22 protein-coding genes and 5 pseudogenes are annotated in these 26949 nt (G+C 69.6%); 21 read left to right on the top strand and 6 right to left on the bottom strand.

The genetic code is table 11. From position 1 onward, the window contains the following. Nucleotides 1–10: 10 nt before the first annotated feature. Nucleotides 11–1405 (bottom strand): amino acid permease, encoded by a 1395-nt coding sequence (locus BTZ20_RS16230; RefSeq protein WP_077042076.1) that lies wholly within the window; start codon nucleotides 1403–1405, stop codon nucleotides 11–13. Between the two features lie 72 nt (nucleotides 1406–1477). Between BTZ20_RS16230 and BTZ20_RS16225 the strand changes: the two genes are divergently transcribed. The 8 genes and pseudogenes from BTZ20_RS16225 to BTZ20_RS16190 all read left to right on the top strand — a co-directional run bounded on the left by BTZ20_RS16225 (nucleotide 1478) and on the right by BTZ20_RS16190 (nucleotide 8749). After that, on the top strand, nucleotides 1478–2785 hold the full coding sequence (locus BTZ20_RS16225) for a glutamate-5-semialdehyde dehydrogenase (RefSeq protein WP_077042075.1): 1308 nt from the start codon (nucleotides 1478–1480) through the stop codon (nucleotides 2783–2785). Between the two features lie 49 nt (nucleotides 2786–2834). Next, complete coding sequence (locus tag BTZ20_RS16220; RefSeq protein ID WP_077042074.1) at nucleotides 2835–3713, top strand: AAA family ATPase; 879 nt, start codon at nucleotides 2835–2837, stop codon at nucleotides 3711–3713. A 29-nt stretch (nucleotides 3714–3742) separates the two neighbouring features. Then, the gene (locus tag BTZ20_RS16215; protein ID WP_077042073.1) at nucleotides 3743–5185 is read left to right on the top strand and encodes a vWA domain-containing protein; all 1443 of its coding nucleotides are present in this window, start codon (nucleotides 3743–3745) and stop codon (nucleotides 5183–5185) included. A 122-nt stretch (nucleotides 5186–5307) separates the two neighbouring features. Next, on the top strand, nucleotides 5308–5982 hold the full coding sequence (nadD, locus tag BTZ20_RS16210; RefSeq protein WP_145982310.1) for a nicotinate-nucleotide adenylyltransferase: 675 nt from the start codon (nucleotides 5308–5310) through the stop codon (nucleotides 5980–5982). Next, nucleotides 5982–6347, top strand: a pseudogene (gene rsfS, locus BTZ20_RS16205) (ribosome silencing factor); the annotation flags it as partial. The gene nadD and the pseudogene rsfS, both read left to right, overlap by 1 nt. 151 nt (nucleotides 6348–6498) lie before the next feature. After that, nucleotides 6499–7079, top strand: a pseudogene (locus BTZ20_RS16200) (histidine phosphatase family protein). Next, nucleotides 7069–7842, top strand: coding sequence for a diglucosylglycerate octanoyltransferase (gene octT, locus BTZ20_RS16195; RefSeq protein ID WP_077042071.1), 774 nt, complete (start codon nucleotides 7069–7071; stop codon nucleotides 7840–7842). Before BTZ20_RS16200 ends, octT begins: the two are co-directional and overlap by 11 nt. 4 nt (nucleotides 7843–7846) lie before the next feature. Continuing rightward, nucleotides 7847–8749 (top strand): DegV family protein, encoded by a 903-nt coding sequence (locus tag BTZ20_RS16190; protein WP_083742706.1) that lies wholly within the window; start codon nucleotides 7847–7849, stop codon nucleotides 8747–8749. 28 nt (nucleotides 8750–8777) lie between these two features. Here the strand turns inward: BTZ20_RS16190 and BTZ20_RS16185 are convergent, their stop codons facing one another. Continuing rightward, nucleotides 8778–10238, bottom strand: a complete 1461-nt coding sequence (locus BTZ20_RS16185; protein WP_189636482.1) for a beta-propeller fold lactonase family protein — start codon at nucleotides 10236–10238, stop codon at nucleotides 8778–8780. A 181-nt stretch (nucleotides 10239–10419) separates the two neighbouring features. Between BTZ20_RS16185 and BTZ20_RS16180 the strand changes: the two are divergent. The 4 genes and pseudogenes from BTZ20_RS16180 to BTZ20_RS16170 all read left to right on the top strand — a co-directional run bounded on the left by BTZ20_RS16180 (nucleotide 10420) and on the right by BTZ20_RS16170 (nucleotide 14419). Further along, nucleotides 10420–11293, top strand: a pseudogene (locus BTZ20_RS16180) (ComEA family DNA-binding protein). Next, nucleotides 11294–11752, top strand: coding sequence for a hypothetical protein (locus BTZ20_RS29485; protein WP_317616042.1), 459 nt, complete (start codon nucleotides 11294–11296; stop codon nucleotides 11750–11752). After that, nucleotides 11749–13650, top strand: coding sequence for a ComEC/Rec2 family competence protein (locus BTZ20_RS16175; RefSeq protein WP_317616041.1), 1902 nt, complete (start codon nucleotides 11749–11751; stop codon nucleotides 13648–13650). The genes BTZ20_RS29485 and BTZ20_RS16175 overlap by 4 nt, the downstream gene beginning before the upstream one ends. A gap of 31 nt (nucleotides 13651–13681) precedes the next feature. After that, nucleotides 13682–14419, top strand: coding sequence for a TetR/AcrR family transcriptional regulator (locus BTZ20_RS16170; RefSeq protein WP_077042070.1), 738 nt, complete (start codon nucleotides 13682–13684; stop codon nucleotides 14417–14419). Here BTZ20_RS16170 and BTZ20_RS16165 read toward each other — a convergent pair. Then, entirely contained in the window at nucleotides 14398–15396 is a 999-nt protein-coding gene (locus BTZ20_RS16165; RefSeq protein WP_077042069.1) for an AurF N-oxygenase family protein, read from the bottom strand. The two genes, BTZ20_RS16170 and BTZ20_RS16165, sit on opposite strands and share 22 nt — an antisense overlap. 131 nt (nucleotides 15397–15527) lie before the next feature. On the opposite strand from BTZ20_RS16165, the gene holA reads away from it, so the two are divergent. Together holA and BTZ20_RS16155 are read left to right on the top strand one after the other, a co-directional pair. Beyond that, nucleotides 15528–16502, top strand: coding sequence for a DNA polymerase III subunit delta (holA, locus tag BTZ20_RS16160; RefSeq protein ID WP_077042068.1), 975 nt, complete (start codon nucleotides 15528–15530; stop codon nucleotides 16500–16502). Further along, a complete protein-coding gene (locus tag BTZ20_RS16155) occupies nucleotides 16499–17272 on the top strand; it encodes a class I SAM-dependent methyltransferase (RefSeq protein WP_077042067.1) in 774 nt (257 codons plus the stop codon). Before holA ends, BTZ20_RS16155 begins: the two co-directional genes overlap by 4 nt. Before the next feature lie 59 nt (nucleotides 17273–17331). On the opposite strand, the gene rpsT is transcribed toward BTZ20_RS16155, so the two are convergent. Further along, on the bottom strand, nucleotides 17332–17592 hold the full coding sequence (gene rpsT, locus BTZ20_RS16150; RefSeq protein ID WP_027499933.1) for a 30S ribosomal protein S20: 261 nt from the start codon (nucleotides 17590–17592) through the stop codon (nucleotides 17332–17334). A gap of 204 nt (nucleotides 17593–17796) precedes the next feature. Here rpsT and BTZ20_RS16145 point away from each other — a divergent pair, with 204 nt between their 5' ends. The 5 genes and pseudogenes from BTZ20_RS16145 (at nucleotide 17797) to BTZ20_RS16125 (ending at nucleotide 22596) form a co-directional block, all read left to right on the top strand. Further along, complete coding sequence (locus tag BTZ20_RS16145) at nucleotides 17797–19443, top strand: circularly permuted type 2 ATP-grasp protein (RefSeq protein WP_077042066.1); 1647 nt, start codon at nucleotides 17797–17799, stop codon at nucleotides 19441–19443. Further along, entirely contained in the window at nucleotides 19430–20401 is a 972-nt protein-coding gene (locus BTZ20_RS16140) for an alpha-E domain-containing protein (protein WP_077043765.1), read from the top strand. Before BTZ20_RS16145 ends, BTZ20_RS16140 begins: the two co-directional genes overlap by 14 nt. Further along, nucleotides 20398–21239 (top strand): annotated as a pseudogene (locus BTZ20_RS16135) (transglutaminase family protein). Before BTZ20_RS16140 ends, BTZ20_RS16135 begins: the two are co-directional and overlap by 4 nt. A 54-nt stretch (nucleotides 21240–21293) precedes the next feature. Continuing rightward, nucleotides 21294–22070 (top strand): aquaporin, encoded by a 777-nt coding sequence (locus BTZ20_RS16130; RefSeq protein ID WP_077042065.1) that lies wholly within the window; start codon nucleotides 21294–21296, stop codon nucleotides 22068–22070. A 118-nt stretch (nucleotides 22071–22188) separates the two neighbouring features. Further along, entirely contained in the window at nucleotides 22189–22596 is a 408-nt protein-coding gene (locus BTZ20_RS16125) for a DUF3224 domain-containing protein (RefSeq protein WP_077043764.1), read from the top strand. A gap of 24 nt (nucleotides 22597–22620) precedes the next feature. On the opposite strand, the gene BTZ20_RS16120 is transcribed toward BTZ20_RS16125, so the two are convergent. Continuing rightward, nucleotides 22621–23181, bottom strand: a complete 561-nt coding sequence (locus BTZ20_RS16120) for a type II toxin-antitoxin system PemK/MazF family toxin (protein ID WP_077042064.1) — start codon at nucleotides 23179–23181, stop codon at nucleotides 22621–22623. A 123-nt stretch (nucleotides 23182–23304) separates the two neighbouring features. Between BTZ20_RS16120 and BTZ20_RS26785 the strand changes: the two genes are divergently transcribed. Further along, entirely contained in the window at nucleotides 23305–23529 is a 225-nt protein-coding gene (locus BTZ20_RS26785; protein ID WP_145982309.1) for a hypothetical protein, read from the top strand. A 104-nt stretch (nucleotides 23530–23633) separates the two neighbouring features. On the opposite strand, the pseudogene BTZ20_RS16115 reads toward BTZ20_RS26785, so the two are convergent. Beyond that, nucleotides 23634–24682, bottom strand: a pseudogene (locus BTZ20_RS16115) (alpha/beta hydrolase). A 405-nt stretch (nucleotides 24683–25087) separates the two neighbouring features. Between BTZ20_RS16115 and lepA the strand changes: the two are divergent. Continuing rightward, nucleotides 25088–26947, top strand: coding sequence for a translation elongation factor 4 (lepA, locus tag BTZ20_RS16110; protein WP_077042063.1), 1860 nt, complete (start codon nucleotides 25088–25090; stop codon nucleotides 26945–26947). The last annotated feature ends 2 nt before the right edge of the window (nucleotides 26948–26949 follow it).

Below are 26949 nucleotides of genomic sequence, written 5' to 3'. Positions count from 1 at the left end.
CCGCGGGGTCTCAGTCCGTGTGGGCGGGGACACGCGCGCGCAGCAGGGCGTACCCGCCGCACACGGCGGCCCCGAACACGACGCCGACGACCAGCGCGGTGCGGCCGGTGGAGGTGAAGAAGAGCAGCACCACGACCATCGCCAGGAAGGCGAGGGCCAGCCAGTTGGTCACCGGTGCCCCCGGCAGGCGGTACTCCGCGGCAGGCAGCAGACCGGCCCGGACCGCCGCCCGGAACTTGAGGTGGCAGACCAGGATGGTGCCCCACACGAAGATGATGCCCACCGTGGACACCGAGGTGATGTAGAGGAACGCGCGGTCGGGGGAGACGATGTTGACGATCACGCCGATCACCATCGCGCCCGCGGACAGCGTGATGCCCGCGAACGGGACCGACCGCTTGCTGAGCGCGCCGAGCGCGGCCGGGGCCTCGTTGCGCTGCGACAGGCTCCGCAGCATCCGCCCGGTGGAATAGATGCCCGAGTTGCAGGAGGACAGGGCCGCCGTCAGCAGCACGAAGTTCATGATGCCCGCCGCGGCCGGGATGCCGATCTGCTGCAGGACCTCCACGAACGGGCTCACCCCCGCGTGGAAATCGCGCCAGCTCGCCACCGACATGATCACCACGAGCGAGCCGATGTAGAACAGGCCGATCCGGAACGGCAGGGTGTTGATGGCCTTGCGCAGGGTCGGCTTCGGGTCCTTCGCCTCGCCCGCGGTCACGCCGACCAGCTCGACGCCCACGTACGCGAACATCACGATCTGCAGGCTCATCAGCGCGGCCCCGAACCCGTTGGGGAACACCCCACCGTCCGCCCACAGGTTGGTCACCGTTGGGTTGGTGGCGTGACCGAAGCCAAGGGTGAGCACGCCGATGCCGATCAGGATCATGCCCAGGATCGCGGTGATCTTGATGGCGGAGAACCAGAACTCTGCCTCGCCGAACAGCTTGACCGAGATCAGGTTGGCGCCGAACAGCGCGACCAGCACGACCAGCGCCGTCAGCCAGGTCGGCACGGCAGGCCACCAGAACTCGACGTACTTGCCTGCCACCGTGATCTCGGCCATGCAGGTGGCCACCCACACCGCCCAGTACGTCCAGCCGGTGACGAACCCGAAGAAGCGGCCGAGGAACTCCTCCGCGTACTCGCCGAAGCTGCCCGAGACGGGGCGGTAGCTGAGCAGTTCGCCGAGCGCCCGCATGATCACGAAGATCACCAGCCCCGCCGCGAGGTAGGCCAGGATCAGCGACGGTCCGGCTTCCTCGATCGCGCCGCCCGCGCCGTAGAACAGGCCGGTTCCGATGGCGCCGCCGAGGGCGATCATCTGAATGGTCCGGGAACTGAGCCCGCGGCTGTAGCCCTCGGACGGTTCCTCGGTGAGCACCTCGGTGTGGGACTGGGTCATGGGAGCTTTATTTCCTCTGTTAACGACTTGGGCTGAACGATTATGCGCCGGGCCGGTCGTTACCCTGTACTCATGACCGCGGTGAGCAAGACGGTGGAGACGAACGGTGCTGCCCAGGGCGAGGACGACGGGCGCCCGGACGCGGCCCGTGCGGCCGTCCACGAGGCCGCCCGCAACGCCCGTGTGGCGTCGCGGGTGCTGGCTCAGCTGACGACCGCGCAGAAGAATGCGGCCCTGAACGCGGCGGCCGATGCCGTGCTCGCCGCCACCGACGCGGTGCTCGCCGCCAACGCCCTCGACATCGAGGCAGCCAAGGCGACCGGCACCGAGGAGAGCCTGCTCGACCGGCTGCGCCTGACCGCCGATCGCGTCGGCGGCATCGCGGCAGGCCTGCGGCAGGTCGCCGGGCTCGCGGATCCGGTCGGCGAGGTGGTGCTCGGCGCGACATTGCCCAACGGCCTGGAGATCCGTCAGGTGCGGGTGCCGCTCGGCGTGATCGGCATGGTGTACGAGGCCCGCCCCAACGTCACCGTCGACGCGTTCGGTCTCGCGCTCAAGTCCGGGAACGCGGCGCTGCTGCGCGGCTCCTCCTCCGCGGTGCACTCCAACGCCGCGCTCGTCGAGGTCCTGCGTGCCTCGCTCGCCGCGCAGGACCTGCCCGCCGACGCCGTGCAGTTGCTCTCCAGCGAGGACCGCTCCAGCGTGACCCACCTGATCCAGGCCCGCGGTCTGGTCGACGTCGTGATCCCCCGCGGAGGCGCCGGGCTGATCAACGCCGTCGTCCGTGACGCCACCGTGCCGACGATCGAGACGGGCGTCGGCAACTGCCACGTGTACGTGCACGCCGCGGCCGACCTCCCGATGGCCGTCAAGATCGTGCTGAACTCCAAGACCCGCCGCCCGAGCGTGTGCAACACCGCCGAGACCGTCCTCATCGACAAGGCCATCGCGGAGACCGCGTTGCCCGCGGTGACCCAGGCGCTGCAGTCGCAGGGCGTGATCATCCACGGCGATCTGCCCGGACAGGTGCCCGCCACCGAGGCCGACTGGGCCGAGGAGTACCTCTCGCTCGACGTGGCGCTCAAGGTGGTCGACGGGATCGACGACGCGATCGACCACATCAACCGCTACGGCACCGGTCACACCGAGGCCATCGTGACCGCGGATCTGGCCGCGGCCCGCGAGTTCACCGCCCGGGTCGATGCGGCCGCCGTGATGGTCAACGCCTCCACCGCGTTCACCGACGGCGAGCAGTTCGGATTCGGCGCGGAGATCGGCATCTCCACACAGAAGCTGCACGCTCGCGGTCCGATGGGCCTGCCCGAGCTGACCTCCACCAAGTGGACCGTCTGGGGCGACGGGCACACCCGACCGGTGTAGATGCCGGCCCCGCAGGACTGACAGACCCCGACAAGCACAAGGAGCGAGTGTGGACCGCGCACTTCCGACGACGCCGCCGATCTTCGCGAGCGTCGATGAGGTGATCACCCGGCTCGCCGAGACCGGGTACCTCTCCGACAAGGCCACCGCCACGGCGGTGTTCCTCGCCGACCGGCTCGGCAAGCCGCTGCTCATCGAGGGGCCCGCAGGCGTCGGCAAGACCGAGCTGGCCCGGGCCGTCGCACAGGTCTCGGATGCGGAGCTGGTGCGTCTGCAGTGCTACGAGGGCGTCGACGAGTCCCGCGCGCTGTACGAGTGGAACCACGCCAAGCAGATCCTGCGCATCCAGGCGGGCAGCGACAACTGGGACTCGACCAAGCAGGACGTGTTCTCCGAGGAGTTCCTGCTGCCGCGTCCGCTGCTCACCGCGATCCGCCGCGAGGACCCCACCGTGCTGCTGATCGACGAGGTCGACAAGGCGGACGTCGAGATCGAGGGCCTGCTGCTCGAGGTGCTCAGCGACTTCGCGGTGACCGTCCCCGAGCTGGGCACCATTGTCGCGACCCGCAAGCCGTTCGCGGTGCTGACCTCGAACGCGACCCGCGAGCTGTCGGAGGCGCTCAAGCGCCGCTGCCTGTTCCTGCACCTCGACTTCCCGGACGCGGACCTCGAGCGGCGCATCCTCGCCAGCCGGGTTCCCGAACTGCCAGAGGCGATGGCCGAGCAGCTCGTGCGGACCATCCGTGTCCTGCGCGGCATGCAGCTCAAGAAGCTGCCCTCGGTCGCCGAGACGATCGACTGGGGTCGCACGCTGCTGGCGCTCGGCATGGACACGCTCGACGACGATGCGGTCCGCGCCACGATGGGCGTCATCCTCAAGCACCAGTCCGATCAGCAGCGGGCGGCGTCCGAACTCCGGCTGAACTAGCTCGCCGCAACCGAGAGGACGGAACCGATATGGCCGCAACGCCCCACACGCCCGGTGCCCTCGCGTCGCCGCACGGGCTGCCCGGCCACCTCGTCGATTTCGTCGAGGCGCTGCGTAAGCGGGGGATCGCGGTCGGGCCCTCGGAAACCGTCGACGCCGGTCGGGTGATGGCCGTCCTCGACCTGCTGGACCGGGAGTCGCTGCGCGAGGGCCTGGCCTGTTCGCTGCTGCGCAGGCCAACCCACCGTGCGACCTTCGACGCGCTGTTCGACCTCTGGTTCCCCGCAGGCGTGGGACTGCGCGCGGACGGCGGCGCCGAGGTGTCGATCCCGCGCACCCCCGAGGGCCTGGTGGACTTCGACGCCCTGCGGGAGCTGATCGCCGGGCTGCTCGCCGACGGATCGCCCGAGTCGCTGGCGCTGACCGAGCTGCTCACCGGGCAACTCGTCGAGGAGCTCGGCAAGTACGAGTCCTCCAAGGGGCCGTCCTTCTCCGCCTACCAGGCGCTACGCGATGTGGCGCCGGAGACGCTGCTCGCCCGGATCCTCGACGGACTGATCGGCAACAGCGTGGACGGCGAGCACCCGGACGGCGACTACGCCACCGAGGTCGCGCGCCGGACCGCAGCGCAGCGGATCGCGGACTTCCGCAAGATGGTCGAGGTGGAGACGCGTCGCCGGTCCGCCGAACAACTCGGCAAGGATCGGGTGGCGACCTACGGGGTGCCCCGGCTCGCCGAGGAGGTCGACTTCCTGCGGGCCTCGGACACCGAGCTCGTCGCGTTGCGACGCAGCGTGAGCCCCCTGGCGCGCAAGCTCGCGAGCCGGCTCGCGGCCAGGCGCAAGCGCAGCAGGGCTGGCGCCATCGACCTGCGCAAGACGCTGCGCAAGTCGATGTCGACCGGCGGGGTGCCGATCGACCTCGTGCAACGCAAGCCGCGGCCTGCCCGACCGGAGCTGGTGGTGCTGTGCGACGTCTCCGGTTCGGTGGCCGGCTTCAGCAACTTCACCCTGCTGCTCGTGCACGCCCTGCGGGAACAGTTCTCCCGGGTGCGCGTCTTCGCCTTCATCGACACCACCGACGAGGTGACCCGGTTCTTCGATGCGGGGGCCGACCTCGGCGCGGCGATGTCGCGGATGATCCGTGAGGCGGACCTGATCACCTACGACGGCCACTCCGACTACGGCAATGCGCTCGGTGTCTTCGCCGAACGCTTCGCGCACAGTCTGACCAGCAAGAGCTCGCTGCTGATCCTCGGCGACGCGCGAAACAACTACCGCGACCCGAACGTCGCGGCGCTCACCCACCTCGCCGCGGTCGCCAAGCACACGCACTGGCTCAACCCGGAGCCGCGCGGGCAGTGGGGTAGCGGCGACTCCGCCGCCTTCGTCTACGCGGACACGGTGACCATGCACGAGTGCCGGTCGGCGCAGCAGCTCGCCGCGGTGGTCGAGGGTCTGCTCCCGGTGTGAGCCCGGCGGTGGGCGCCGGGGCGGCGCACGGTCGGGCCGCGCGGCGGCAGCCAGTAAGCTCGACACTCGTGCAGCAGGAACCAGGAGCAGCCCCAAGGCGACGACCGCGTCGCCTCGGTGTGATGGGCGGCACGTTCGACCCGATCCACCACGGCCACCTGGTCGCGGCCAGCGAGGTCGCGGACCGGTTCGCGCTCGACGAGGTGATCTTCGTGCCGACCGGGCAGCCGTGGCAGAAGGCCGCGCGCACCGTCAGCCCGGCCGAGGACCGCTACCTGATGACCGTGATCGCGACGGCCTCGAACCCCAGCTTCTCTGTCAGCCGGGTGGACGTGGACCGAGAGAAGGCCACCTACACCGTGGACACCCTCCGCGATCTGCACCACCAGCATCCCGATGCCGAACTGTTCTTCATCACCGGCGCGGACGCGCTGGAGAGCATCCTGTCCTGGCAGGACTGGGAGGAACTGTTCGAACTCGCGAAGTTCGTCGGCGTGAGCCGTCCGGGCTTCGAGCTCGGCGTCGGGCACCTGGCCGAACACCTGGAGGGCCTGCCGGAGGACGCGGTCACACTGATCGAGGTCCCCGCCCTGGCGATCTCCTCGACAGAGTGCCGGCTCCGGGCCGCCGAAAACCGTCCCGTCTGGTACCTCGTGCCGGACGGCGTCGTGCAGTACATCTCGAAACGCAATCTGTACCGACCGCACGATTCCGAGCGCCTCGACGGCGCCGTCACCGTGTCGCAACCGGCACCGCACAAGATCAGTACCCATCCGCAGAACCGGGAGAACACGTAGTGAGCGCATCCGCCGAAGCCCTTGAAATGTCGCGAATCGCGGCGCTGGCAGCAGACGAGAAACTGGCGAGCGATGTGGTGGTGCTCGACGTCTCCGAGCAGCTCGTCATCACCGACTGCTTCGTCATCGCGTCAGCGGCGAACGAGCGTCAGGTCAACGCGATCGTCGACAACGTCGAGGAGAAGCTGCGCGAGGCCGGCCACAAGCCGGTCCGTAAGGAGGGCACCCGCGAGGGTCGCTGGGCGCTGCTCGACTACGTCGACATGGTCGTCCACGTCCAGCACGACGAGGAGCGGAACTTCTACGCGCTCGAGCGGCTGTGGAAGGACTGCCCTGTCGTCCCGGTCGACGGCATCGAGCCGCGGTCGAAGATCGCAGGCACCCCGAGGACGAGGCCGTGGAGTCCCCCGACTACCCGGAGTCCGCTCAGTGACCGAAAGCCCCACCACCGGCCCGACCGTCCGGCGCTTGATCCTGCTCCGGCACGGCCAGACCGAGTACAACGCGGGCGACAGGATGCAGGGTCAGCTCGACACCGATCTCTCGGAACTCGGTCGGGTCCAGGCGAAGTCGGCGGCCAGGGTGCTGGCCGAGCGGCGTCCGATCGCGATCGTCTCCTCTGACCTGCGGCGGGCCCGCGACACGGCCACCGCGTTGGGTGAGCACGCCGGCCTCGAGATCGGACTCGACGAGCGGCTGCGCGAGACCCATCTCGGCCAGTGGCAGGGGCTGACCCACACCCAGGTCGACGAGCGTGACCCGGGTGCCCGGCTGGCCTGGCGCGCCGACGCCCGGTGGGCCCCGCCGGCGGCGAGAGCCGGATCGACGTGGCCAGGCGCGCGACACCGGTCGTGACCGAACTGGTTGCCCGGCAGGAGAGCTGGGGCGACGAACCGATCGTGCTGGTGGCGCACGGCGGGCTGATCGCCGCTCTCACGGCCGCGCTGCTGGATTTGCCCGTCGACCGGTGGGCGGTGTTCGGAGGCCTGGGCAACACCAGCTGGGTGCAGCTGAGTGGCCACGGGGATCCGGACGCGCCGAGCTGGCGCCTGGACGTGTGGAACGCCTCGGCGACGGTGGCCAGCGATGTCCTCTGAGCTCGCGGTCGAACCGCCCGTCGAACCCGGCCGCCCGGTCCTGTTGGTACTGGCCGATTCGCTGTCCTACTTCGGCCCGAAGGGCGGGCTGCCCGCCGACCATCCTCGGATCTGGCCGAACATCGTTGCCGCCGAGCTCGGTTGGGACGTCGAACTGGTCGCCCGGATCGGCTGGACCAGCCGCGATGCCTACTGGGCGCTGATCCAGGACCCGCGGGTGTGGGCCACCGTGCCGCGCGCCGGGGCCGTCGTCTTCGCCGTCGGCGGTATGGATTCGCTGCCCTCGCCGCTGCCCACCGCGCTGCGTGAGCAGATCCGCTACGTGCGGCCGCCCGCGCTGCGGCGCGTGGTGCGGTCCGCCTACGGCTGGTTGCAGCCGCGGCTGTCACCGCTCGGCTGGCCGGTCGCGCTGCCCCCGAAACTGAGCGTCGAGTACCTCGAGAGTGCAAGGAACGCATTGGAATACATGCGTCCCGAGCTCCCGGTGATCGGCACCCTGCCGTCCGTCCACGACTGCGAGGCCTACGGCAAGGTGCATTCGGGTCGGCCCGGCGCGGTCCGTGCGCTCGAGCAGTGGGGTGCGGAGAAGAACGTGCCGCTGGTCGACCTCGCCGAGGCGGTCCGCGAGAACGTCTTCTCGGAGCACGGCAATCCCGATGGCATCCACTGGGGCTGGGAGGGGCACGAGCGGGTCGCCGCGGCCATGCTGAGCGCGATCCGCGCGGCGGTTCCCGGCCGCGAACCGCTGGAGGGCATACGGTAACGCTGTGCCCGTCGTCGTCGTCACCGATTCCTCGGCCTGTATCGCTCCCGAAGTGGCGCAGCGGTACGGGATTCGTGTCGTGCCCCTGCACGTCCTCGTCGGCGGCAGCGATGTGCGGGAGGGTGTCGACGAGATGCCTCAACCGCTGCCCCAGGGCGCCACGATCACCACGTCGGGGGCGTCACCGGGCGAGCTGACCGAGGCGTATTCGCGGGCACTGGACGAGAGCGCGGGCGACGGTGTGCTCGCCGTGCACATCTCGCGCCAGCTCTCCGGCACCTGGGAAGCCGGACGGCAGGCCGCGGAGGGATTCGGCGGCAACGTCCGTATCGTCGATTCGCAGTCCACGGCAATGGGATTGGGTTACCCGGCGTTGGCCGCGGCCAGGGTCGCGAAGGCGGGGGGCGACCTGCGGGCGGTCTATGAGCGCGCCGTGGACGTCGCGAACCGCGGCCGGCTGCTGATCATGGTCGACCGGCTCGATCATCTGCGCAGGGGCGGCCGGATCGGCACCGCCGCGGCGTTGCTCGGCACCGCGCTGGCCATGAAGCCGGTGCTGCACATGGTGGACGGCAAGCTGGTGCTCAAGGAGAAGACGCGCACCGCGACCAAGGCGCTCGCCAAGATCATCGAGAGCGCGGCCGACTATGCGGGGCACGGCCCCGCCGCGGTGGCCGTACACCACCTGCAGGCACCGGAGCGGGCCGAGGAGGTCGCGGAGGCGCTTCGGGAGCGGATCCCGTCGATCAGCGAGATGGTGGTCTCGGAGATCGGCGCGGTGATCGGCACGCACGTCGGCCCCGGTGCCATCGGTGTGCTGGTCTGCCCGGGCGGAGCGGACGCCGAGAACATGACGGCGGAGCCCGTCGGCCCGGGCGACAGCGTTCATCCCCAGTCCGAGAACTGATCCACCGCGCTGCCTCAGATAGTGCGGTTCAGCCGTCACTGGGTCTGACGGTGACCGAGTTGATGTCGTAGACGCCGAGGAACTGGACGAAGGCCAGCGCCTGCGGCTTGTCTCCGTTCTGGTCGGTGGTGAACGACATCAGAGGGATCGGCAGACCTGCTTGTGTGGCGTACACGGTGTAGGGGGTGTTGGCGGTCATCCCGCGTCCGGTGAACTGCACCATGTCCAACCCGTCGACGGCCCGCACGATGAGATCGCCCGAGCCAGGACCCACCAGAGCAGGGGCGGCGTTCTGGATCGGAAGGTTCAGGCCCTGGCGGGTCAGGTTGGCCGTCCCCGGCCCATCGGGGACCGCATCGGCGACGTACACCACCGCCTGACCCTCCTGTCCCGTCCGCAGGGTCGTGACGATCGTGCGGGTGGCGGTGTCGATGACGTCGACGCTGTCGGAGCCCTCGTTGACGACGTAGACACGGGTGTTGTCGGGGCTGGGCCAGATGCCGTGCGGTTCGACACCAGAGGACGGAATGGACCCGACCTGGGTGGGCGGCCCATCAGGGTGACGCTGGTAGATCTTGGTTTCGTCGGTACCACCCACGGTGAGGTAGACGAGTTCCGCTTCAGGTGTGGTGACGAATGCCGGGTGGTTGGTGTTCGGCCCGGTATCGAGGACCGCACTCACAGAGCCGGTGGTCAGGTCGACGACGCTGACCTTGCCGACCTTCTTGTGCGCGGCCCAGAGCTCTTCGCCGTCGGGTGCGAGGGCCATGTCGGAGGAGAAGGGGTCGGCGAGCCCGGTGATCCGCTGCACGACCTCACGCGAGGCGACGTCGATGACGTCGATCGTCGCTGCGCGTGAGTGGTTGACGTAGGCACGACTCCCGTCGGGGCTGAACAACACCTTCGACGGGCCCGACTCCGTGCCGACCTGCCCGATGACCCCGCCCTGCAACGCATCCACGATGTCGAGCTGGGACAGTGCCCGGTCCGCGACCCAGACAGTGTGGCCGTCCGGACTGAAGAATCCCTCATGGGAGGAACGGCCGACGGTGGTCTGCGACACGATGCTGTTGTCGGCCGTGCGGATCACCGTGACGGTGTTGGACGTGACGCTGACCGCGTCGAGGTATTGGCCGTCCCGGGAGAATCCGAGACCGTGCACGTCGACATTTCGCAGGTATTGCGGACCCAGGATGTCGCCGAGGCGCTGCGCCCCGAGCGCGATCGTCCCCAGGACCTCGTTGGTCGCGGGGTTGATCACCGACACCGTGTTCGAGGTCTGGTCAGCGGTGTAGACCCGGTCACTCGGCGAGATCGGCTGCGCCCCTGGCAGCGCAGGCGCCTGTTCCAGCTGCGGCGTCGATGTCCCCGGGGTGGGGCTGCTGGACTGCGCGCCCTGCCCGCCGCCGCAAGCCGACAACAGCACGAGCCCGGCACCGGCGATCACCGCGATTCCTGCTCGCCAGACGATGTCACGATGCGTACTCACGTCAGACCTCCACTCGGTCGGTCGGCCCCCTGGGCTCCGGCACCTCCTGGCACTGTCACGTTGATTGAAAAGTCTAGCCCTGTGGGTGGTTTCATCCACAGCCCGAGAACTGATCCACAGCAGGCTCGAACTCGGGTCTGCTCGCCCGATCCGGGCGGATCGCGGTCCTAGCGTCGCTGCCATGCGCAGCACCGACGAGACCCGGGACCGGATCAGGCAACGACTCGAGGCGATCGCTGCCGGGGCCAGGGTCGACAAGCCCGCCACGTCGTGGGACCGCGTCGATCAGGCGGAATCCGGGCCGGATCCCGGTGACGGCGATCCGGGTCTGCGCGCTCCCGAGTGGCTGACCGACCAGGCGGCCCCGGCGCGCTCGCGGCTGGCGCCCGGCCGCCGCGGGGTGGTGGCGTTGGCCGCGGTCGCGCTCGTCGCGGCGGCGATCGGGGTCGTGTTCGCCTGGCGGGACCGGCCCGTGGCGCAGGCGGTCGAACCGGTGACGGTCGTGTCCGCCGAGTCCCCTGGGCAGCCGGGGCACGCACCGACGTCCGCGCCGGCACCGCCGGATCCGGTGGCCGCGCCACCGCCCGTCGAGCTGGTGGTCAGCGTCGTCGGACTGGTACGGACCGCGGGCCTGGTGCACCTGCCTGCGGGGCCCGGATCGCGGACGCGCTGGCGGCGGCGGGCGGGGCCAGGGACGGCGCCGACCTGCTGGGGCTGAACCTGGCGCAGCGGCTCAACGACGGGGACCAGATCCTGGTGGGGCTGGCGCCCCGCGACGGGGCGCCCGTCGCGGTGGGCAGCGCCACCATCGGGGCAGGCCCGGCCGCGGCGGGCGCGGCCCCTCCAGCCGACCCGGCGGCGCCCGGCCGGGTGAACCTCAACACGGCGTCCGAGGCGGAGCTGGACGGGCTGCCGGGGTGGGGCCTGTCACGGCGGCGGCCATCGCCGCGTGGCGGCAGGCCAACGGGCGGTTCACCGATATCGAACAGCTCGGCGAGGTGGACGGGATCGGGCCTGCCCGGCTGGAGAAGCTGCGCGCGCTGGTGACCGTGTAGATGACGACGTCAGGTGCCCCGGTCCCCGACGGGCGAGTGCTCGACCTCCGGCTGCTGCCGTCGGCGGGAATGTGCTGGGGCGCAACGCTGGTCGGGATCGAGCTGGGATGGCGGGCCGCGCTGTGGACGGCGGTCGGAGCGCTGGCCGCGGCGGCGACCGCCGTGGTCGTCGCGATCGCGGGCACCCGCCGAGCGTTGGCGGGCGTGCTGATCGCGGCGCTGTTGATCGGAGCCGGCTTCGCGGTCGCCGTCGCGGCCCGCGAGCGGGCGGTGGCCGAGCACCCGCTGACCGCGGTCGCCTCGCGGCGAGGGCACGTGAGCCTCACCGTCGTGCCGGTGGACGACCCGCGGCACGTCCGCTCCCCGGCGGGCGACACGGTGATGGTCCGGGCGTCGCTCCGATCGATCGACGCGCGGGGTCCTGGGCGGGCGGATTCGTCGTCGGCGGTTCCGTGGTGATCTTCGCGCCCGCCAACGGCTGGCAGGAGCTGCTGCCGGGGCAGTGGGTGAGCCTGCGGGGCAAGGTGAGCCGCCCGATCCGCCGCGACCTCACGGTGGCGACGATCCGCGTGACGGGGGCGCCGCTTCGGGTCGAACCGGCGCCACGGACGCAGCGGGTGGCGGGCGGGGTCCGGGCCCGCTTCGCCGCGGCCGCGCGATCGGCGTTGCCGCCCGAGGCGGCCGGGCTGTTGCCGGGGCTGGTGGTGGGGGACACCTCCGGGCTGCCGGGCGCGGTCCGGGACGACTTCACCGCCGCCGGGCTGTCCCACCTGACCGCGGTCTCCGGGGCGAACATCTCGATCCTGATCGGCGCCGTCCTGCTGCTCATGCGGGCGTTGGCTCTGGGTCCGCGCACGTCGGCGGTGCTGGCGGCGGTGGCGTTGGCGGCCTTCGTGATCCTGGCCCGGCCGTCGCCGAGCGTGCTCCGGGCCGCGGTGATGGGCTCGATCGGGCTGCTCGCCCTGATGACCGGCAGGCGCAAGCAGGCGATGCCCGCGCTCGGGGCGGCCGTGATCGTGCTGTTGGCGTTGTTTCCCGCCTTGGCCGTGGATTTCGGGTTCGCCCTGTCCGTCGCGGCGACCGCGGCGCTGGTGCTGCTGGCGCCCGGGTGGACGCGGTGGCTGCGGGCGCGGGGCTGGCCGCGGGCGCTGGCCGAGGCGGTGGCGGTGGCCACCGCCGCGTACGTCGCGACGGTGCCGATCGTCGCAGCGATGTCCGGGACGCTCAGCACGGTGGCGGTCGCCGCAAACGTTGCGGTGGCCCCGGTGATCGCGCCGGTCACCGTGATCGGCGCGATCGGGGCCGCGGGTGCGGCGGTGTGGCTCCCACTCGGCGGCCTGATCGTCCGGGCGACCGGGCCGCCGCTGTGGTGGTTGCTGCGGGTCGCGGAGTGGGCCGCGGGTGCGCCCGGCGCCACGGTCGCGGTTCCCGCCGGGCTCGCCGGTGCCGCGGTGATGGCGGGGATCACGGCGGGTCTGCTGCTCGCGATCCGATCTCGGTGGCTGCGGCGGGTGCTCGCGGCTGCGGTGCTGGGGCTGGCGCTGGTGTGGGTGCCGATCCGAGTCCTCTGGCCGGGCTGGCCGTTGCGGGACTGGGTGTTGGTGGCCTGCGACGTCGGGCAGGGCGACGCGGTGGTGCTCGCCGCGGGGGACGGCGCCGCGGTGGTGATCGATGCCGGTCCGGAACCGCGGCTCGTCGACGGCTGCCTCGACAGGCTGGGCGTGCGGACGGTCGCGGCGGTGGTGCTGACGCATCTGCACGCCGACCACATCGACGGCCTGCCCGGGGTGTTGCGGGGGCGCCGGGTCGGTGCCGTGGTGCTGGGCCCGATGCACCAGCCGGAGAGGGGTTTTCGCCAGGTGAGCGCGCAAGCCGCGGCCTCCGGCGTGGCGATCAGAGAGGCGAGGGCGGGGCAGCAGCTGCGGCTGGGTGCGCTGACGTTCCGGGTCCTCGGGCCGACGCTGCCGGTGCCGCGCAGCCCTGCCGCGGGAGCGGAGATGGCGAACGAACAATCTCTGGTGCTGTCGGTGGACACCATCGCGGGTCGGATCCTGCTCACCGGGGACGTCGAGGCGGAGGGGCAGCGGGACCTGCTGCGGGATCGGGTTCCGGTGGCCGCGGACATTCTCAAGCTGCCACACCACGGCTCGCGCACCACCACCGAGGAGTTCCTGCGGGCGGTCGGGGCGAGCCTGGTCGTGGTCTCGGTCGGGCAGGGCAACACCTTCGGCCATCCCAACCCCGGCATCCTGCGTGCCCTGCAGGAGATGGGCGCCACGGTCGCAAGGACCGACCGTGGCGGCGACGTCGCGGTGGGCAGATCCGGCGGCGGTGCCATCGCCGTCGGACGACCCTGATGGCCCGGCCCCCGATCGTTAGACTCGGCCCATGTCGATCACCGCGAAGCGGTCCGAGGAGTCGCGCGCCGCCAGCGGGCACGAGGCCCGCTGGGAGCAACACAACCTCGAGCGGCAAACGCGGATACTCGAGGCGGCGGTCGCGATGCTCGAGGAGAGCCCGGCGGGCGCAGACATTCCGGTGCAGCAGATCGCGACCCGTGCCGGACTCGCCAAATCGGTGGTATACCGGCAGTTCGACGGCCGCGAGGACCTGGATTGCCGGGTACGGGCGTACCTCGTCGACGAGTTCTCCCGCACCCTGGACGCGCAGCTGGACCTCTCCGCGGGGTCGGTCGAGGAGATCCTCGTCCGAACCATCCGTGCCGTGGCGGACTGGATGACCGATCACCCGCGCCTGAACGAGTTCGCCCGTACCGGGCCGATCGCCCCCGGCGCGGACATCGACGCGGTGAGCAGCCTGAAGATGCGGATGTCGGACCGGGCCAGGGAGCTCATCTCGTCGATCGCGGCGCTCATCGACGTCGACGACAGTGCATTCGACGCCGTGCCGTTCGCGGTGGTGACCATGGTGGAGGGGACCCTGACGCAGTGGGTCGGCGATCCCGAGCCCACGCGTGACCGGTCGGAGATCGTGGCCGATCTGGCGAGACTGGCCTGGTACGTGCTCGACGGCGCCGCGCGCTCGGCGGGCGTGACCGTCGACCCCACGGCGGAGTTGTCCGCGGTCATCGCGCAGCTGTCGGGTCAGGCGGCCTGCCGAGCCTGACGGTCGGGCTCGCTGCGGTAGCGAGAGGGCGGTCCGTCGATGTGCAGCCGCCGCCACAACCGGGTGGTGACGGCGTTCATCAGGCCCAGTTCCTCGGCGAGCGCACGCATGTCGCCGAAGTAGCCGCGCAGGATGGTGCGGGAGTGCTCGCCGCGCCAGAAGGCTTCCTTCATCACCGTGCGCGGGATCCCGAATTCCTTGGCGAATGCCCTTGGCGGGGTCATGATCTCGCCGGCGAGCCAGCGCATGGCGAGGGGGAAGGTCACCGCGCACACGGCCTTGGATGCGGCGCTCATCTTGTCGACGTGCGCCTTGAGGAACTCGTTCGCGAACGAGATGTGCCGCGCCTCCTCGGCGATGTGGATCTCCATGGTGCGCAGCATCGCGGGCGGGATGTTCGCCCCCTCGCGGATCAGCGCCTTCTGGTAGTGGTCGATCGGTTCCTCGCCGCCGAGGATGCCGATGAAGAGGATCACGTGCGCGTAGCCGCCAGCCACCCCGATGAACGGGGACAGCGCGCGGAAGGGCCGCCGCATGCCGGGGACGTCGACGCCGATCCGGTTGACGAGCTCCTGGAACATCTGGATGTGGTTGCACTCCTCGGTCATCTCGTGGAGGCAGTAGCGGAACTCCGGCGACCCGTTGGGCAGCTTCATGATGTACTGCATCATTCCGCGGATCAGGATGCTCTCGAATGCCGCGCCGACCTTGACCGAATTCGCCTGGCGCCACTTCCCGATCGCGATCTGTCGCTCCAGTGGCTGCTCCCGATACCACCGGGTGGCGCCGAGCGGATCGAGCTCGGGGGAGAGGACCCAGCGCGGATCCGCCGGGTCGATGGCGAATTCGGGTGCATCCCAGTCGATGTCGAGATAGGGATCGAAACGGCGGTGTACGGATCCCTCGGAAAGCGTCTGCAGCAGTTCGCGGTAGGCGGGATCGAGCAACTCGGCGGTGGGTGTCGTTGACGGCGCCATCGATGGTCTCCGTGGTCTCGGTTCGGTGTGGCCTCAATTTACTGAGACTCCGCGTCCCATGCAAGACCCGAGATGGGCTCCGGCACGGCTCCCCGCCGCGGGCTGTCGGCCCATCGTGGGACCATCGTCGGGTGAGTCCCGCATCCTCAGTCCCCGCGCCGCTCCACCTGGTCCTCGGTGACGAGGAACTCCTGGTCGATCGTGCGGTCGCCGGCATCGTCGCCGCGGTCAGGGCGAGCTCGGCGAACGCCGAGGAGCTGCCCGTGACCAGGCTCCGGGCCGGTGACGTGAGCGTCGCGGAGTTCGCTGAGCTGCTCAGCCCCTCGCTCTTCGCCGAGGATCGGGTGATCGTGCTCGAGGCCGCCGCCGAGGCGGGCAAGGATGCGGTCGCGCTGGTCCTCGACGCCGCGGCCGCGCCCCCCGAGGGATTCGTCCTGGTGATCCTGCATTCCGGCGGCGGCCGCGCCAAGGCGATGGTGGGGGCGCTGCAGAAGTCCGGCGCCGTCGTGCACGAATGCGCCAAGCTCGGCAAGCAGGGCGAGCGCGCCGACTTCGTGCGCGGCGAGTTCCGTGCGGCGGGCGTCCGGGTCTCGCCCGAGGTGATCCAGGCGGTGATCGACGCGGTCGGGTCGGATCTGCGCGAGCTGGCCGCGGCCTGCTCGCAGCTCGCCGCCGATACCGGCGGGCTGATCGACGCGGCCGCCGTGCAGAAGTACTACACGGGCAAGGCCGAGGTCTCGGGCTTCGATGTCGCCGAGCTGGCGGTCTCGGGCGACCGGACCGGTGCGATGGAGGCGCTGCGGTGGGCGATGCTGCGGGGCGTGCCGCACGTGCTGCTCGCCGACGCCCTCGCCGACGCCGTGCACACCGTCGCCCGGGTGGGCTCCGCCGGCCGCGGTGACCCGTTCCGGATGGCGTCCGAGCTGGGCATGCCGCCCTGGAAGATCAAGAAGGCGCAGGGGCAGGCGCGCGGCTGGGGCTCCGAGTCCATCGGTGAGGCCCTCGGCGTCGTCGCCCAGCTCAACGCCGACGTCAAGGGCGCGGCCGCGGACCCGGACTATGCCGTGGAGTTCGCGGTGCGGCGCGTTGCCGAGCTGTACACGTGAGTCCCGCGCCCGACGACGGCGGGCGTGCGCTCGAGCGGGCGCGGGCGCTGCTCCACCCGGACGCACTACGTGCGAGCGCGCGCACTGACGCGGGCTACCTCGATCTGCTCCCGGATGCGGGCTCGCCGCGACCCACGGCGGCTCAGCACGCGATGAACAACAGGCTGGTCGCCGCCGTGTACGAGCGGGTCTGGCGCCCGGTCTGGACCGCCGCGATGGGCGCCAATGGACTGTCCGCGGACGGCGAGCGGGCGAAGGCGGCTGCCGACCTGTGCCTGGGTGGTGAGCAGCGCGTCCTCGATGTGGCGTGCGGCCCCGGCAACTTCACCCGCTACTTCGGGGAGCGACTCGAAGGGCAGGGGATCGCGGTCGGGTTCGACATCTCGCGGCCCATGCTGGACCAGGCGGTGCGAAGCGGCGGCGGGCCGCACGTCGCATACATGCGGGGAGATGCCAGGCGGTTGCCGTTCGACGACGGGACCTTCGACGCCGTCTGCTGTTACGCCGCGCTCTATCTCCTTCCCGAGCCGATGACCGTCGTCGACGAGATGATCCGGGTGCTCGCGCCCGGCGGCCGGATCGCCGTGATGACCAGCTACGGCCGCGAGGACCCGGTGTTGCGGTCGGCGCTCAGGTTGGCGGCGGGCACCCTCGGCGTCCGCATGTACGACCGCGCGACTCTGCCGGACGCGTTCGCCACGGCAGGCCTGACCGAGGTGGCGCAGCAGATCCGCGGCGTCACCCAGTTTGTCAACGCCCGCAAGCCCTGATTCGGGAACGCGAAAAACCGCCCGGTCATGGACCGGGCGGTTTTGCGAGACGGTTTACGTCAGAGCTTGTTGGCGGCCAGCGCGAGGGCCGACTTCTTGTTGGCAGCCTGGTTGGCGTGGATGACGCCCTTGCTGGCTGCCTTGTCGAGCTTGCGGCTCGCGACCAGGAGGAGCTCGTCGGCCTTCGCCTTGTCGCCCGAGGACGCAGCCTCACGGAAGGAACGGATCGCGGTACGCAGCGAGGACTTCACCGACTGGTTGCGCAGTCGCTGGCGCTCGTTGGTAGCGATCCGCTTCACCTGGGACTTGATGTTGGCCACGCGTAGAATCCTGTCGTTTTCGCTCGGTTTCTTGTCTAAGAAGCTTTGGGCGCACTTGGGCGCCGACGGTCGAGATTACCAGGGACCGGTGCGGGAACCCAAACCGACGCGCATCCCGGGGTGCCAACTATGACGTTGTCGGCTCGCGCTGCCGGTCGCCGCGAGCTGTAGCACCATTGGCCGATGAATCTCCGATCATCGACGATGCCGCAGGTGGCGGCCGAGGCGAGCCCCGTACAGCGGGGCAGATCGCGGCCGCCGCGCATCTTCGACGGGTACGCCGACATCGGACGATACGCGCTCGCCTACGACGAGATGTTCGACCGGGACGGCAAGGTCCGTGCGCCCTACCGCGGGATCCATGCGGCGCTGACACCCTCGGACGCCGCCCACCTCGCCGCCCGCGCCGACGCGCTCGGTCGGGCCTTCATCGACCAGGGCATCACGTTCTCGCTGTCGGGCCAGGAGCGCCCGTTCCCGCTCGACCTTGTGCCGCGGGTGATCGCGGCGGCCGAGTGGTCCCGGCTGGAACGGGGGATCAAGCAGCGGGTGCACGCGCTCGAGATGTTCCTCGCCGACGTCTACGGCGAACAGGCGATCCTGCGCGACGAGGTGGTCCCGAAGTCGCTGATCACCTCGTGTGAGCACTTTCACCGTGAGGCGTTCGGGATCGTGCCGCCGAACGGGGTGCGCATCCACGTGGCGGGTATCGACCTCGTGCGCGACGCCAACGGGACCTTCCGGGTGCTCGAGGACAACCTCCGCTCGCCGTCCGGGGTGTCCTACGTCATGGAGAACAGGCGGACGATGGCGCGGGTCTTCCCCGACCTGTTCTCCTCCCACCGGGTGCGGGCGGTCGGCGACTACGCGACGCACCTGCTGCGCGCCCTGCGCAACGCGGCGGCGTTGAACGAGGCCGATCCGACCGTGGTGGTGCTGACCCCTGGCGTCGCGAACTCCGCGTACTTCGAGCATTCCCTGCTGGCCCGGCAGATGGGCGTGGAGCTGGTGGAGGGGCGCGACCTGTTCTGTCGCGACAACGTCGTCTACATGCGCAGCACCGAGGGCGAGCGCCAGGTGGACGTGATCTACCGCAGGCTCGACGACGAGTACCTGGACCCGATGCAGTTCCGGCCGGATTCGGTGCTCGGCGTCGCCGGGCTCCTCAACGCTGCGCGCGCCGGGAACGTCGTCATCTCCAGCGCCGTCGGTAACGGAGTCGGCGACGACAAGCTCGTCTACACCTATGTCCCCGCGATCATCGAGTACTACCTCGGCGAGAAGCCGCTGCTGGCCAACGTCGACACCTACCGGTGCTGGCTCGAGGACGAGTGCGCGCAGGTGCTCGACCGGGTCGACGAGCTGGTGATCAAGCCGGTCGAGGGCTCGGGCGGGTACGGGATCGTCTTCGGCCCGGATGCCTCGCCGAAGGAACTCCGGGCGATCAAGCGCAAGATCCGCGACGACCCGCGTGGCTGGATCGCGCAACCGGTGGTCCAGCTCTCGACCGTCCCGACGAAGGTCGGCGACGTGCTGGCGCCCCGCCATGTGGACCTGCGGCCGTTCGCGGTGAACGACGGTGAGGATGTCTGGGTCCTGCCAGGGGGTCTGACCAGGGTCGCGCTGCCGGAGGGGTCGCTGGTGGTCAATTCCAGCCAGGGTGGCGGCAGCAAGGACACCTGGGTCCTCGCGAGCCGGAGCTCGGACGCGGAGCGCGAGCTGGCGGGCGCCGAGCTGGTGGGTGAACCGTCGCGGGCGGGGCAGACCGAGCAGGGGCCGGAGCTGTCCACCGGACAGCAACAGCAACAACAACAGCAGCAGAGTGGGGTGGGGGACGATGCTGGCGCGTAATGCCGAGTCGCTGTACTGGATCGGGCGCTATGTCGAGCGCGCCGACGACACCGCCCGCATCCTCGACGTCGCCGTGCACCAGTTGTTCGAGGACTCCACCGTCGACGCCGACCGGTCCTCGCGGCTGCTGCTGCGGGTGCTGGGGATCTCGCCGCCGGAGGGTGCGCTCGACGTGTGGTCGGTCACCGACCTTGTCGCGTTCAGCCGCGACCAGGGTGGATCGATCGTCGACTCCCTTGCGCATGCCCGCGAGAACGCGCGGGGCGCACGGGAAGTGACCTCGAGCGAGATGTGGGAGTGCCTGAACACCACCTACAACGGCCTCGCCGCGCGGGAGGAGGCCGCCCGGCGCCTCGGCCCGCACGAGTTCTTCAGCTACGTCGAGGGTCGGGCAGCGATGTTCGCCGGGCTGGCGGATTCCACCCTCAGCCGCGACGACGGCTACCGGTTCCTGCTCCTCGGCCGGTCCGTCGAACGGGTGGACATGATCGTGCGGCTGCTGCTGTCGCGGGCGGGGGACCGCACCAGCTCGCCCGCCTGGGTGACCGTGCTGCGCTCGGCTGGAGCCCAGGACACCTACCTGCGGACCTATCGCGGCGCCCTCGATGCGCGTCGGGTGGTCGAGTTCATCCTCCTGGACCGGCTCTTCCCGCGGTCCGTGTTCCACGCCCTCCGGCAGGCGGAGCGGTGCCTCGACGAACTCGACCACCGGCCGCACAGCCGGGTCGGCTCGAGGGCCGAGGCCCAGCGGTTGCTCGGCCGGGCCAGGAGCGAGTTGGAGTTCCTGCCGCCGGGGGTACTGATGGAGGACCTGCAAGCCAGGCTGGTGTCGCTGCAGGAGACGTGCCGCGAGCTGGGGGAGGCCATCGCGTTGCAGTACTTCCACTCCGCGCCGTGGGTGGCGTGGACCGACGCGGGGGCCAGGAGCGGTGACTCGACGCTGGAGGGGGAGCTGTGAGCTGGCGGCTGCGTGTCGTGCACACCACCGGATTCGCGTACAACGCACCGGTGACCTCCTCCTACAACGAGGCCCGGCTCACCCCGAGGAGCGATCATCGGCAGAACGTGATCCTCAACCGTGTCGAGACGGCACCGGCAACCAGGTGGTACCGGTACACCGACTACTGGGGTACCGCGGTCACCGCGTTCGACCTGCACGCCCCACACACCACGCTGGAGGTGTCGGGATCGTCGGTGGTGGAGACCGACCCGTTCACCGCGCCAACGGAGACCGTGACATGGACGCAGCTCGGGGGTGCGTACCTGCGCGATCGGTTCGGTGAATTGCTCAGCGACACAGCCTATGTGCCGGGCAGTCGCAAGCTTGCTGCCGTCGCCAGGGACCTGCGCAAGGGTCGCGAGCCCGCGGAAGCGGTTGTGGCGGCGTCTAATTGGGTGCACGAGGAGATGTCCTACGTGCCGGGCACGACGGGGGTGCACACGTCCGCGCTGCAGGCCTGGGACGAGCGGGCCGGGGTGTGTCAGGACTACGCGCACCTGACCCTGTTGCTGTTGCGGAGCATGGGCATCCCCAGTCGCTACGTGTCCGGCTACCTGCACCCGAAACGTTCCGCCGCACTGGGGACACCGTGGAGGGCGAGAGCCACGCCTGGGTGGAGGCCTGGACGGGGGAGTGGTGGGGGCACGACCCGACCAACGCCGTCGAGGTGAACGAGCAGCACGTATCGGTGGCCGTGGGCAGGGATTACGCCGACGTCCCGCCGCTCAAGGGGATCTATTCCGGCGGCGGCTCGACAGACCTCGATGTTGTTGTGGAGATCACCCGCCTGGCGTAGCGTCCCGAAATGATCTTGTCCTTGCATATGACCCTATTTCACTGAAGGTGGAACATGTCTCCGACTGCACAGGAAATCTCTGAGAAGGAACCGATCTCGGACGTCAAGAAGTACATCGCCGAGGGCATCGGCACGTTCGTCTTGGTGTTCGCATCCGTAGGCACCGCGGTGATCGCGGGCGACAAGGTCGGCAACCTCGGCGTCGCCCTGGCGTTCGGCCTCACCCTGCTCTTCCTCGTGTACTCGATCGGACCCATCTCCGGCTGCCACGTGAACCCGGCCGTCACCTTCGGGCACTTCCTGCTCGGCCGCATATCCGTGGCCAAGGCGGGCCTGTACGTGGCCGCCCAGGTTCTCGGCGGCGTGCTCGCGGGCGTCGTCCTCTTCTCGGTGGCCAAGTCGCTGCCCTCCTACAACCGCGCGGCGTCGGGGCTCGGCGCGAACGGGTGGGGCGCGCACAGCCCGTCGGCGATCAAGGGTCCGCTGGGCATCGGGGTACTGGAGAACGGATACGGCCTCGCCGCGATGATCGTGATCGAGGTGCTCCTCACCGCGCTGCTGGTGTTCGTGGTCATGGCCTCGACCGACCAGATCTCGGACGTGCCGCTGGCGGGCATCTCCATCGGCTTCACCCTCGCGGTGATCCACCTGGTGTCGATCCCGATCGACAACACCTCGGTGAACCCGGCCCGAAGCATCGCGGTGGCGCCCTACCAGGACGGCGCGCTCGGCCAGCTGTGGGCGTTCATCGTCTTCCCGCTGATCGGCGGCGCGCTCGGCGCGCTGGCCTACCGCGGGGTGTTCGGTCGCTACGACAGGATCAACATCTAGCGGGACCGATCCCGAAACGAAGGACCCTCGGCGCGGATCGCGTCGGGGGTCCTTCGTCCGTGGTGCGCCGTCGCGTTTGTTCAAGCGCGGTGTCGGTGGCCGGTCCTACGCTCACCTCATGCAGGCAGACAGCACGTTCTCCGTGACCTCGTTCGAACCGACCGAGTACACCTCGCCGATCCAGACCGGGCTCGACGTCGGGTACACCTACATGACCAAGACCTTCACCGGCGACATCGAAGGCACCTCGCGGACCCAGTTCACCTCCGCGTTCTCCCAGGAGACCGGGGTGGGCACCTACGTCGCGATGGAGTCGTTCGAGGGATCGATCGGCGACCGCCGCGGCACCTTCAACTTCGCGCACATGGCGACCACGGACGGCGCCGAGCGCACCCACCACCAGCTCGTCGTGGTCCCGACCAGCGGGACCGGCGACCTGGCGGGGATCAACGGGACCGGCGAGCTGCTCGTCGACGCGGACGGAACCCACCGGCTTCGGCTCGACGTGGAGTTCGCCGGGAACTGATCCGCGTGGCGGGCCGGAAGTGCCTCAGCTCCAGCTGAAGTCGGAACGCAGGCGGGTCGCGACCTGTTCGAACCGTCGCTGATCGAGGATGGCCCCCTCGCGGCGGATCCCGGCCTCGGGGACGTCGAGCACGCGGTCGAGGCGCACCCAGCTCGGGCGGCCGGCGCTGTCCCAGGAGCCGGAGCCGACTCCCATCCAGTTCCTGTCGCCGTCCCGCTCGGAGTTCGAGGACAGCATCAGGCCGAGCAGGGTGTCGCCGTCACGCCCGACGACCAGGACCGGCCGGTCCTTGCCCTGGTGGGCGTCCTCCTCGTAGGTCACCCAGGTCCACACGACCTCGCCCGGGTCGGCCCGGCCGTCGAGGTCGGGGGAGTACTCGACCCGGCGGGCGCGGTGCGCGGTCGGCACCGCGGTGGAGGACACCGGTCGTCCGGGCTTGAGGGGCGGCTTCGGCTTCGGGCCCTGCTCGACGCGGGCCTTGCCGGGCAACACGCCCGAGCGTTGCAGCTCCTTGAACAGGCGGGGGCCCTCGCGCAGCGCGATGCTCCCGAGTTGCTTGCCGATCTGTGTCCAGCTTCGTGCCATGTGTCCAACTTATCTGCGCGGCGCGGACCGGCACCGTGCGGCATGATCGGATCCACGCAAGGGGATGCAGCATCCGATTTCCATACCTCTGGGTCCTTCTGTTGCGGGTACTACCGGACGAGAATGGACTCGTCAGGATTTCCCGGCGATGTCGGGAACAAATCCACCGAATTGGGAGAGATCATGCTCGGCCTCTTTTTGGGTCTGGGCAGCACCGCCCTCGCGCTGGGTCTGGGTGTGGGCTTAGCCCTCACCATCGGACTCGCCCTCGGCAGCGCGGCGCTCGGGCTCGGCTTGTTTATCAGCGACGCAGCCATCAAGTACGACATCGATGAACTCGAAGACTGACCGACACATCGTCGGCGACCTCATCGTCATGGGGTGATCTGTCAACCAAGGATTCAACGTCAATACTGCGCGGCAGGGGTGACGAATACCCTTGTGCCCGTAAGTCATACGCCGAGAGCGTCCGACAAAATCTGCCAGGACGCATGCAGGTCGTCCTGCCAGTAGCCCCACGAGTGACTGCCCGGTGCGCCGAGCTCGACGGTGGCGGGGATCCCAAGTGCGGCGAGGCGGTCGGCCAGCTGGCGGGTGCACTGATCGGTGGCCGCTTCGATGACGCCACCCACAGCGACCTGGGCGCCCAGTGCGATGGGGTTGCCGCCGATCCGGGGATTGTCGAGGGTGTCGTGTTGACCCGGCAACCCGGTCCGATTGGAGATGTACAACGCGATCCCTCGCAGCCTCTCGGCCTGCAGATACGCGTCGTTGGTTTCCCAGTCGGGGTCTGTGTACGGACCCCACATGTTCGTCGTGTCGCCGCCCCCGGCCCCGACCACCAGCTCCACGTATGCGCGGCCAGGAGGAGTACTCGTGTGTGCACAGCCGCTGTATGCGGCAACGCCCCGATACAGGGACGGCGCCATCTCTGCGAGCGTCAACACCGCGCTGCCAGAGGTGGACAGCCCGGCAATTGCGTTGCGCCCGTTCGCGCCCAGCGTCGCGTCGACGATCGGCGGGAGTTCCCTTGTGAGGAAGGTGGTCCACTTGTTCACCCCGAGCGCCGGGTCTGGCCGCTGCCAGTCGGTGTAGTAGCTGAACTTCCCGCCGACCGGAGTGACCACGTTGACGTTCTTGTCCGCGAAGAAGGCAACCGCGTCGGACTGCGCCTGCCAGGTTGCTGCGTCCTCACCCCGCCCGCACCATTGAGCAGGTACAGCGTCGGTCGCGGCGCGGAGGTGTCGGCCGGGCGGATCACCTCCAACTGGATCGTCCTGTCCATCGCCGCGGAGTGGACGTACACGGTCCACTGTCGGTCGCCGACCCTGTCGACGTGATCGAGATACGAGCCTGTCCCGCTCTGGAGGGCCGAGTGATCGGGGCTCGCCGCGGCGGGCAACCCTCCGGCCAGCCACGAGGTGGCGACAATCAGCACGACCAGGTGTGCCCACCATCGGGGAAACTTGACCGCTGCGCACCTGATCTGTTCGTGGACCATGCGCCACCACACTCCCTCAGACCGCACCCATCGGATAGCTGAGTGCTCCACTCAACGGCGAGGAACTCTGACCACGATCATCTCGCATTCCCATGCCCGAAGGAATGCATCAGAGCCATTCGCGATGGCCCGATCCGTGCCGCCGCCGGTGGTGGCGTTGTGAGGCATGGCTGTCGTTCTGCTCGGACTCCGAACCCCACCTTGGCGGGTGCTCCGGCGACGATGATGGCTCAGGATCTCGGCAAGGCATCGGCAGCTGTCACACTAGACGTCTACGCACACCTGCGGCCCGGCGACGACGATCGAGCGCGGGACGCAGTGGATATGGTTCTGGTGCGGGACCAGTGCGGGACGGACACACCGACCGGTGCAGCTTCAGTGAGTGAGTGAGATGAGGAAAAGGGCTTGACCAGCAACTTTGCGGAGACCACGTTCACGGATCCCAAGCGGATCCGGAACTTCTGCATCATCGCGCACATCGACCACGGCAAGTCGACTCTCGCGGACCGGATGCTGCAGCTCACCGGGGTGGTCGATCCGCGGCAGATGCGCGCCCAGTACCTGGACCGGATGGACATCGAGCGCGAGCGCGGCATCACCATCAAGGCGCAGAACGTGCGGCTGCCCTGGGTCGTCGAGAACGAGGACGGCACCAAGGAAGAGATCGTCCTGCACCTGATCGACACGCCCGGTCACGTCGACTTCACCTACGAGGTGTCCCGCGCACTGGAGGCCTGCGAGGGTGCCGTGCTGCTGGTGGACGCCGCGCAGGGCATCGAGGCGCAGACGCTGGCGAACCTGTACCTGGCGATGGAGAAGGACCTCACCATCATCCCGGTGCTCAACAAGATCGACCTGCCCGCGGCCGATCCCGACCGCTACGCCGAGGAGATCGCGCACATCACCGGCTGCGAGCCGGGCGACGTGCTGCGGGTCTCGGGTAAGACCGGTGTCGGCGTCAAGGAACTGCTCGACGAGGTCGTCAAGAAGGTCCCGGCTCCGGTCGGGAACGCGGACGGCCCGGCGCGCGCGATGATCTTCGACTCCGTGTACGACGCGTACCGCGGCGTGGTCACCTACGTCCGCGTGGTGGACGGGCGGATCACCCCGCGCGAGAAGATCACCATGATGTCCACCGGCACCACCCACGAGCTGCTCGAGGTCGGCATCATCTCGCCCGAGCCCAAGCCGAGCATCGGCCTCGGCGTCGGCGAGGTGGGTTACCTGATCACCGGCGTCAAGGACGTTCGCCAGTCCCGAGTCGGCGATACCGTCACCGCCGCGCGCAACGGCGCCTCGGAGCCGCTCGTCGGCTACCGCGATCCCAAGCCGATGGTGTACTCCGGCCTGTACCCGATGGACGGCTCCGACTACCCGGTGCTGCGCGACGCGCTCGACAAGCTGCGTCTCAACGATGCGGCGCTGGCGTACGAGCCGGAAACGTCTGTGGCCCTTGGCTTCGGTTTCCGCTGCGGGTTCCTCGGGCTGCTGCACATGGAGATCACCCGGGACCGGCTCGAGCGCGAGTTCGGCCTCGACCTCATCTCGACGGCGCCCAACGTGGTCTACCGCGTCGTGATGGAGGACGGTTCCGAGCACGAGGTCACCAACCCCTCGTACTGGCCGGAGGGCCGGGTGCGCGAGGTGTACGAGCCGATGGCCAAGTGCACCGTCATCGCGCCGAGCGAGTACACCGGCCCGATCATGGAGCTGTGCCAGAGCCGTCGCGGCGAGCTTGGCGGTATGGACTACCTCTCCGAGACCCGGGTCGAGCTGCGCTACACGCTGCCGATGGGCGAGATCATGTTCGACTTCTTCGACTCGTTGAAGTCGCGCACCAAGGGCTACGCCAGCCTCGACTACGAGGAGTCCGGCGAGCAGCAGGCCGCCCTTGTGAAGGTGGACATCCTGCTGCAGGGCGAGGCGGTCGACGCGTTCAGTGCGATCGTGCACAAGGACGCCGCGTTCGCCTACGGCAACAAGATGACCACCAAGCTGCGCGAGCTGATCCCGCGCCAGCAATTCGAGGTGCCGATCCAGGCCGCGATCGGCGCGAAGATCATTGCGCGCGAGAACATTCGCGCGATCCGCAAGGACGTGCTCGCCAAGTGCTACGGCGGCGACATCAGCCGTAAGCGCAAGCTGCTCGAGAAGCAGAAGGAGGGCAAGAAGCGGATGAAGACCATCGGTCGTGTCGAGGTCCCGCAGGAGGCCTTCGTGGCGGCGCTGTCGAACGAGTCGGTGGCGGACAAGCCGAAGAAGTAGGC

The organism is Rhodococcus sp. MTM3W5.2 (genome assembly GCF_001984015.1).
Taxonomy (GTDB): domain Bacteria; phylum Actinomycetota; class Actinomycetes; order Mycobacteriales; family Mycobacteriaceae; genus Rhodococcus_G; species Rhodococcus_G oryzae.
This window is presented reverse-complemented; position numbering and strand designations above follow the sequence as displayed.

Coding starts and splice junctions, on each gene's coding strand:
- BTZ20_RS16130 (WP_077042065.1), top strand. CDS start 21,294: ATGTCTCCGACTGCACAGGAAATCTCTGAGAAGGAACCGATCTCGGAC.
- BTZ20_RS16225 (WP_077042075.1), top strand. CDS start 1,478: ATGACCGCGGTGAGCAAGACGGTGGAGACGAACGGTGCTGCCCAGGGC.
- BTZ20_RS16170 (WP_077042070.1), top strand. CDS start 13,682: ATGTCGATCACCGCGAAGCGGTCCGAGGAGTCGCGCGCCGCCAGCGGG.
- BTZ20_RS29485 (WP_317616042.1), top strand. CDS start 11,294: ATGACGACGTCAGGTGCCCCGGTCCCCGACGGGCGAGTGCTCGACCTC.
- BTZ20_RS26785 (WP_145982309.1), top strand. CDS start 23,305: ATGGACTCGTCAGGATTTCCCGGCGATGTCGGGAACAAATCCACCGAA.
- BTZ20_RS16145 (WP_077042066.1), top strand. CDS start 17,797: ATGCCGCAGGTGGCGGCCGAGGCGAGCCCCGTACAGCGGGGCAGATCG.
- nadD (WP_145982310.1), top strand. CDS start 5,308: ATGGGCGGCACGTTCGACCCGATCCACCACGGCCACCTGGTCGCGGCC.
- BTZ20_RS16215 (WP_077042073.1), top strand. CDS start 3,743: ATGGCCGCAACGCCCCACACGCCCGGTGCCCTCGCGTCGCCGCACGGG.
- BTZ20_RS16125 (WP_077043764.1), top strand. CDS start 22,189: ATGCAGGCAGACAGCACGTTCTCCGTGACCTCGTTCGAACCGACCGAG.
- BTZ20_RS16140 (WP_077043765.1), top strand. CDS start 19,430: ATGCTGGCGCGTAATGCCGAGTCGCTGTACTGGATCGGGCGCTATGTC.
- BTZ20_RS16165 (WP_077042069.1), bottom strand. CDS start 15,396: ATGGCGCCGTCAACGACACCCACCGCCGAGTTGCTCGATCCCGCCTAC.
- BTZ20_RS16120 (WP_077042064.1), bottom strand. CDS start 23,181: ATGGCACGAAGCTGGACACAGATCGGCAAGCAACTCGGGAGCATCGCG.
- octT (WP_077042071.1), top strand. CDS start 7,069: ATGTCCTCTGAGCTCGCGGTCGAACCGCCCGTCGAACCCGGCCGCCCG.
- BTZ20_RS16230 (WP_077042076.1), bottom strand. CDS start 1,405: ATGACCCAGTCCCACACCGAGGTGCTCACCGAGGAACCGTCCGAGGGC.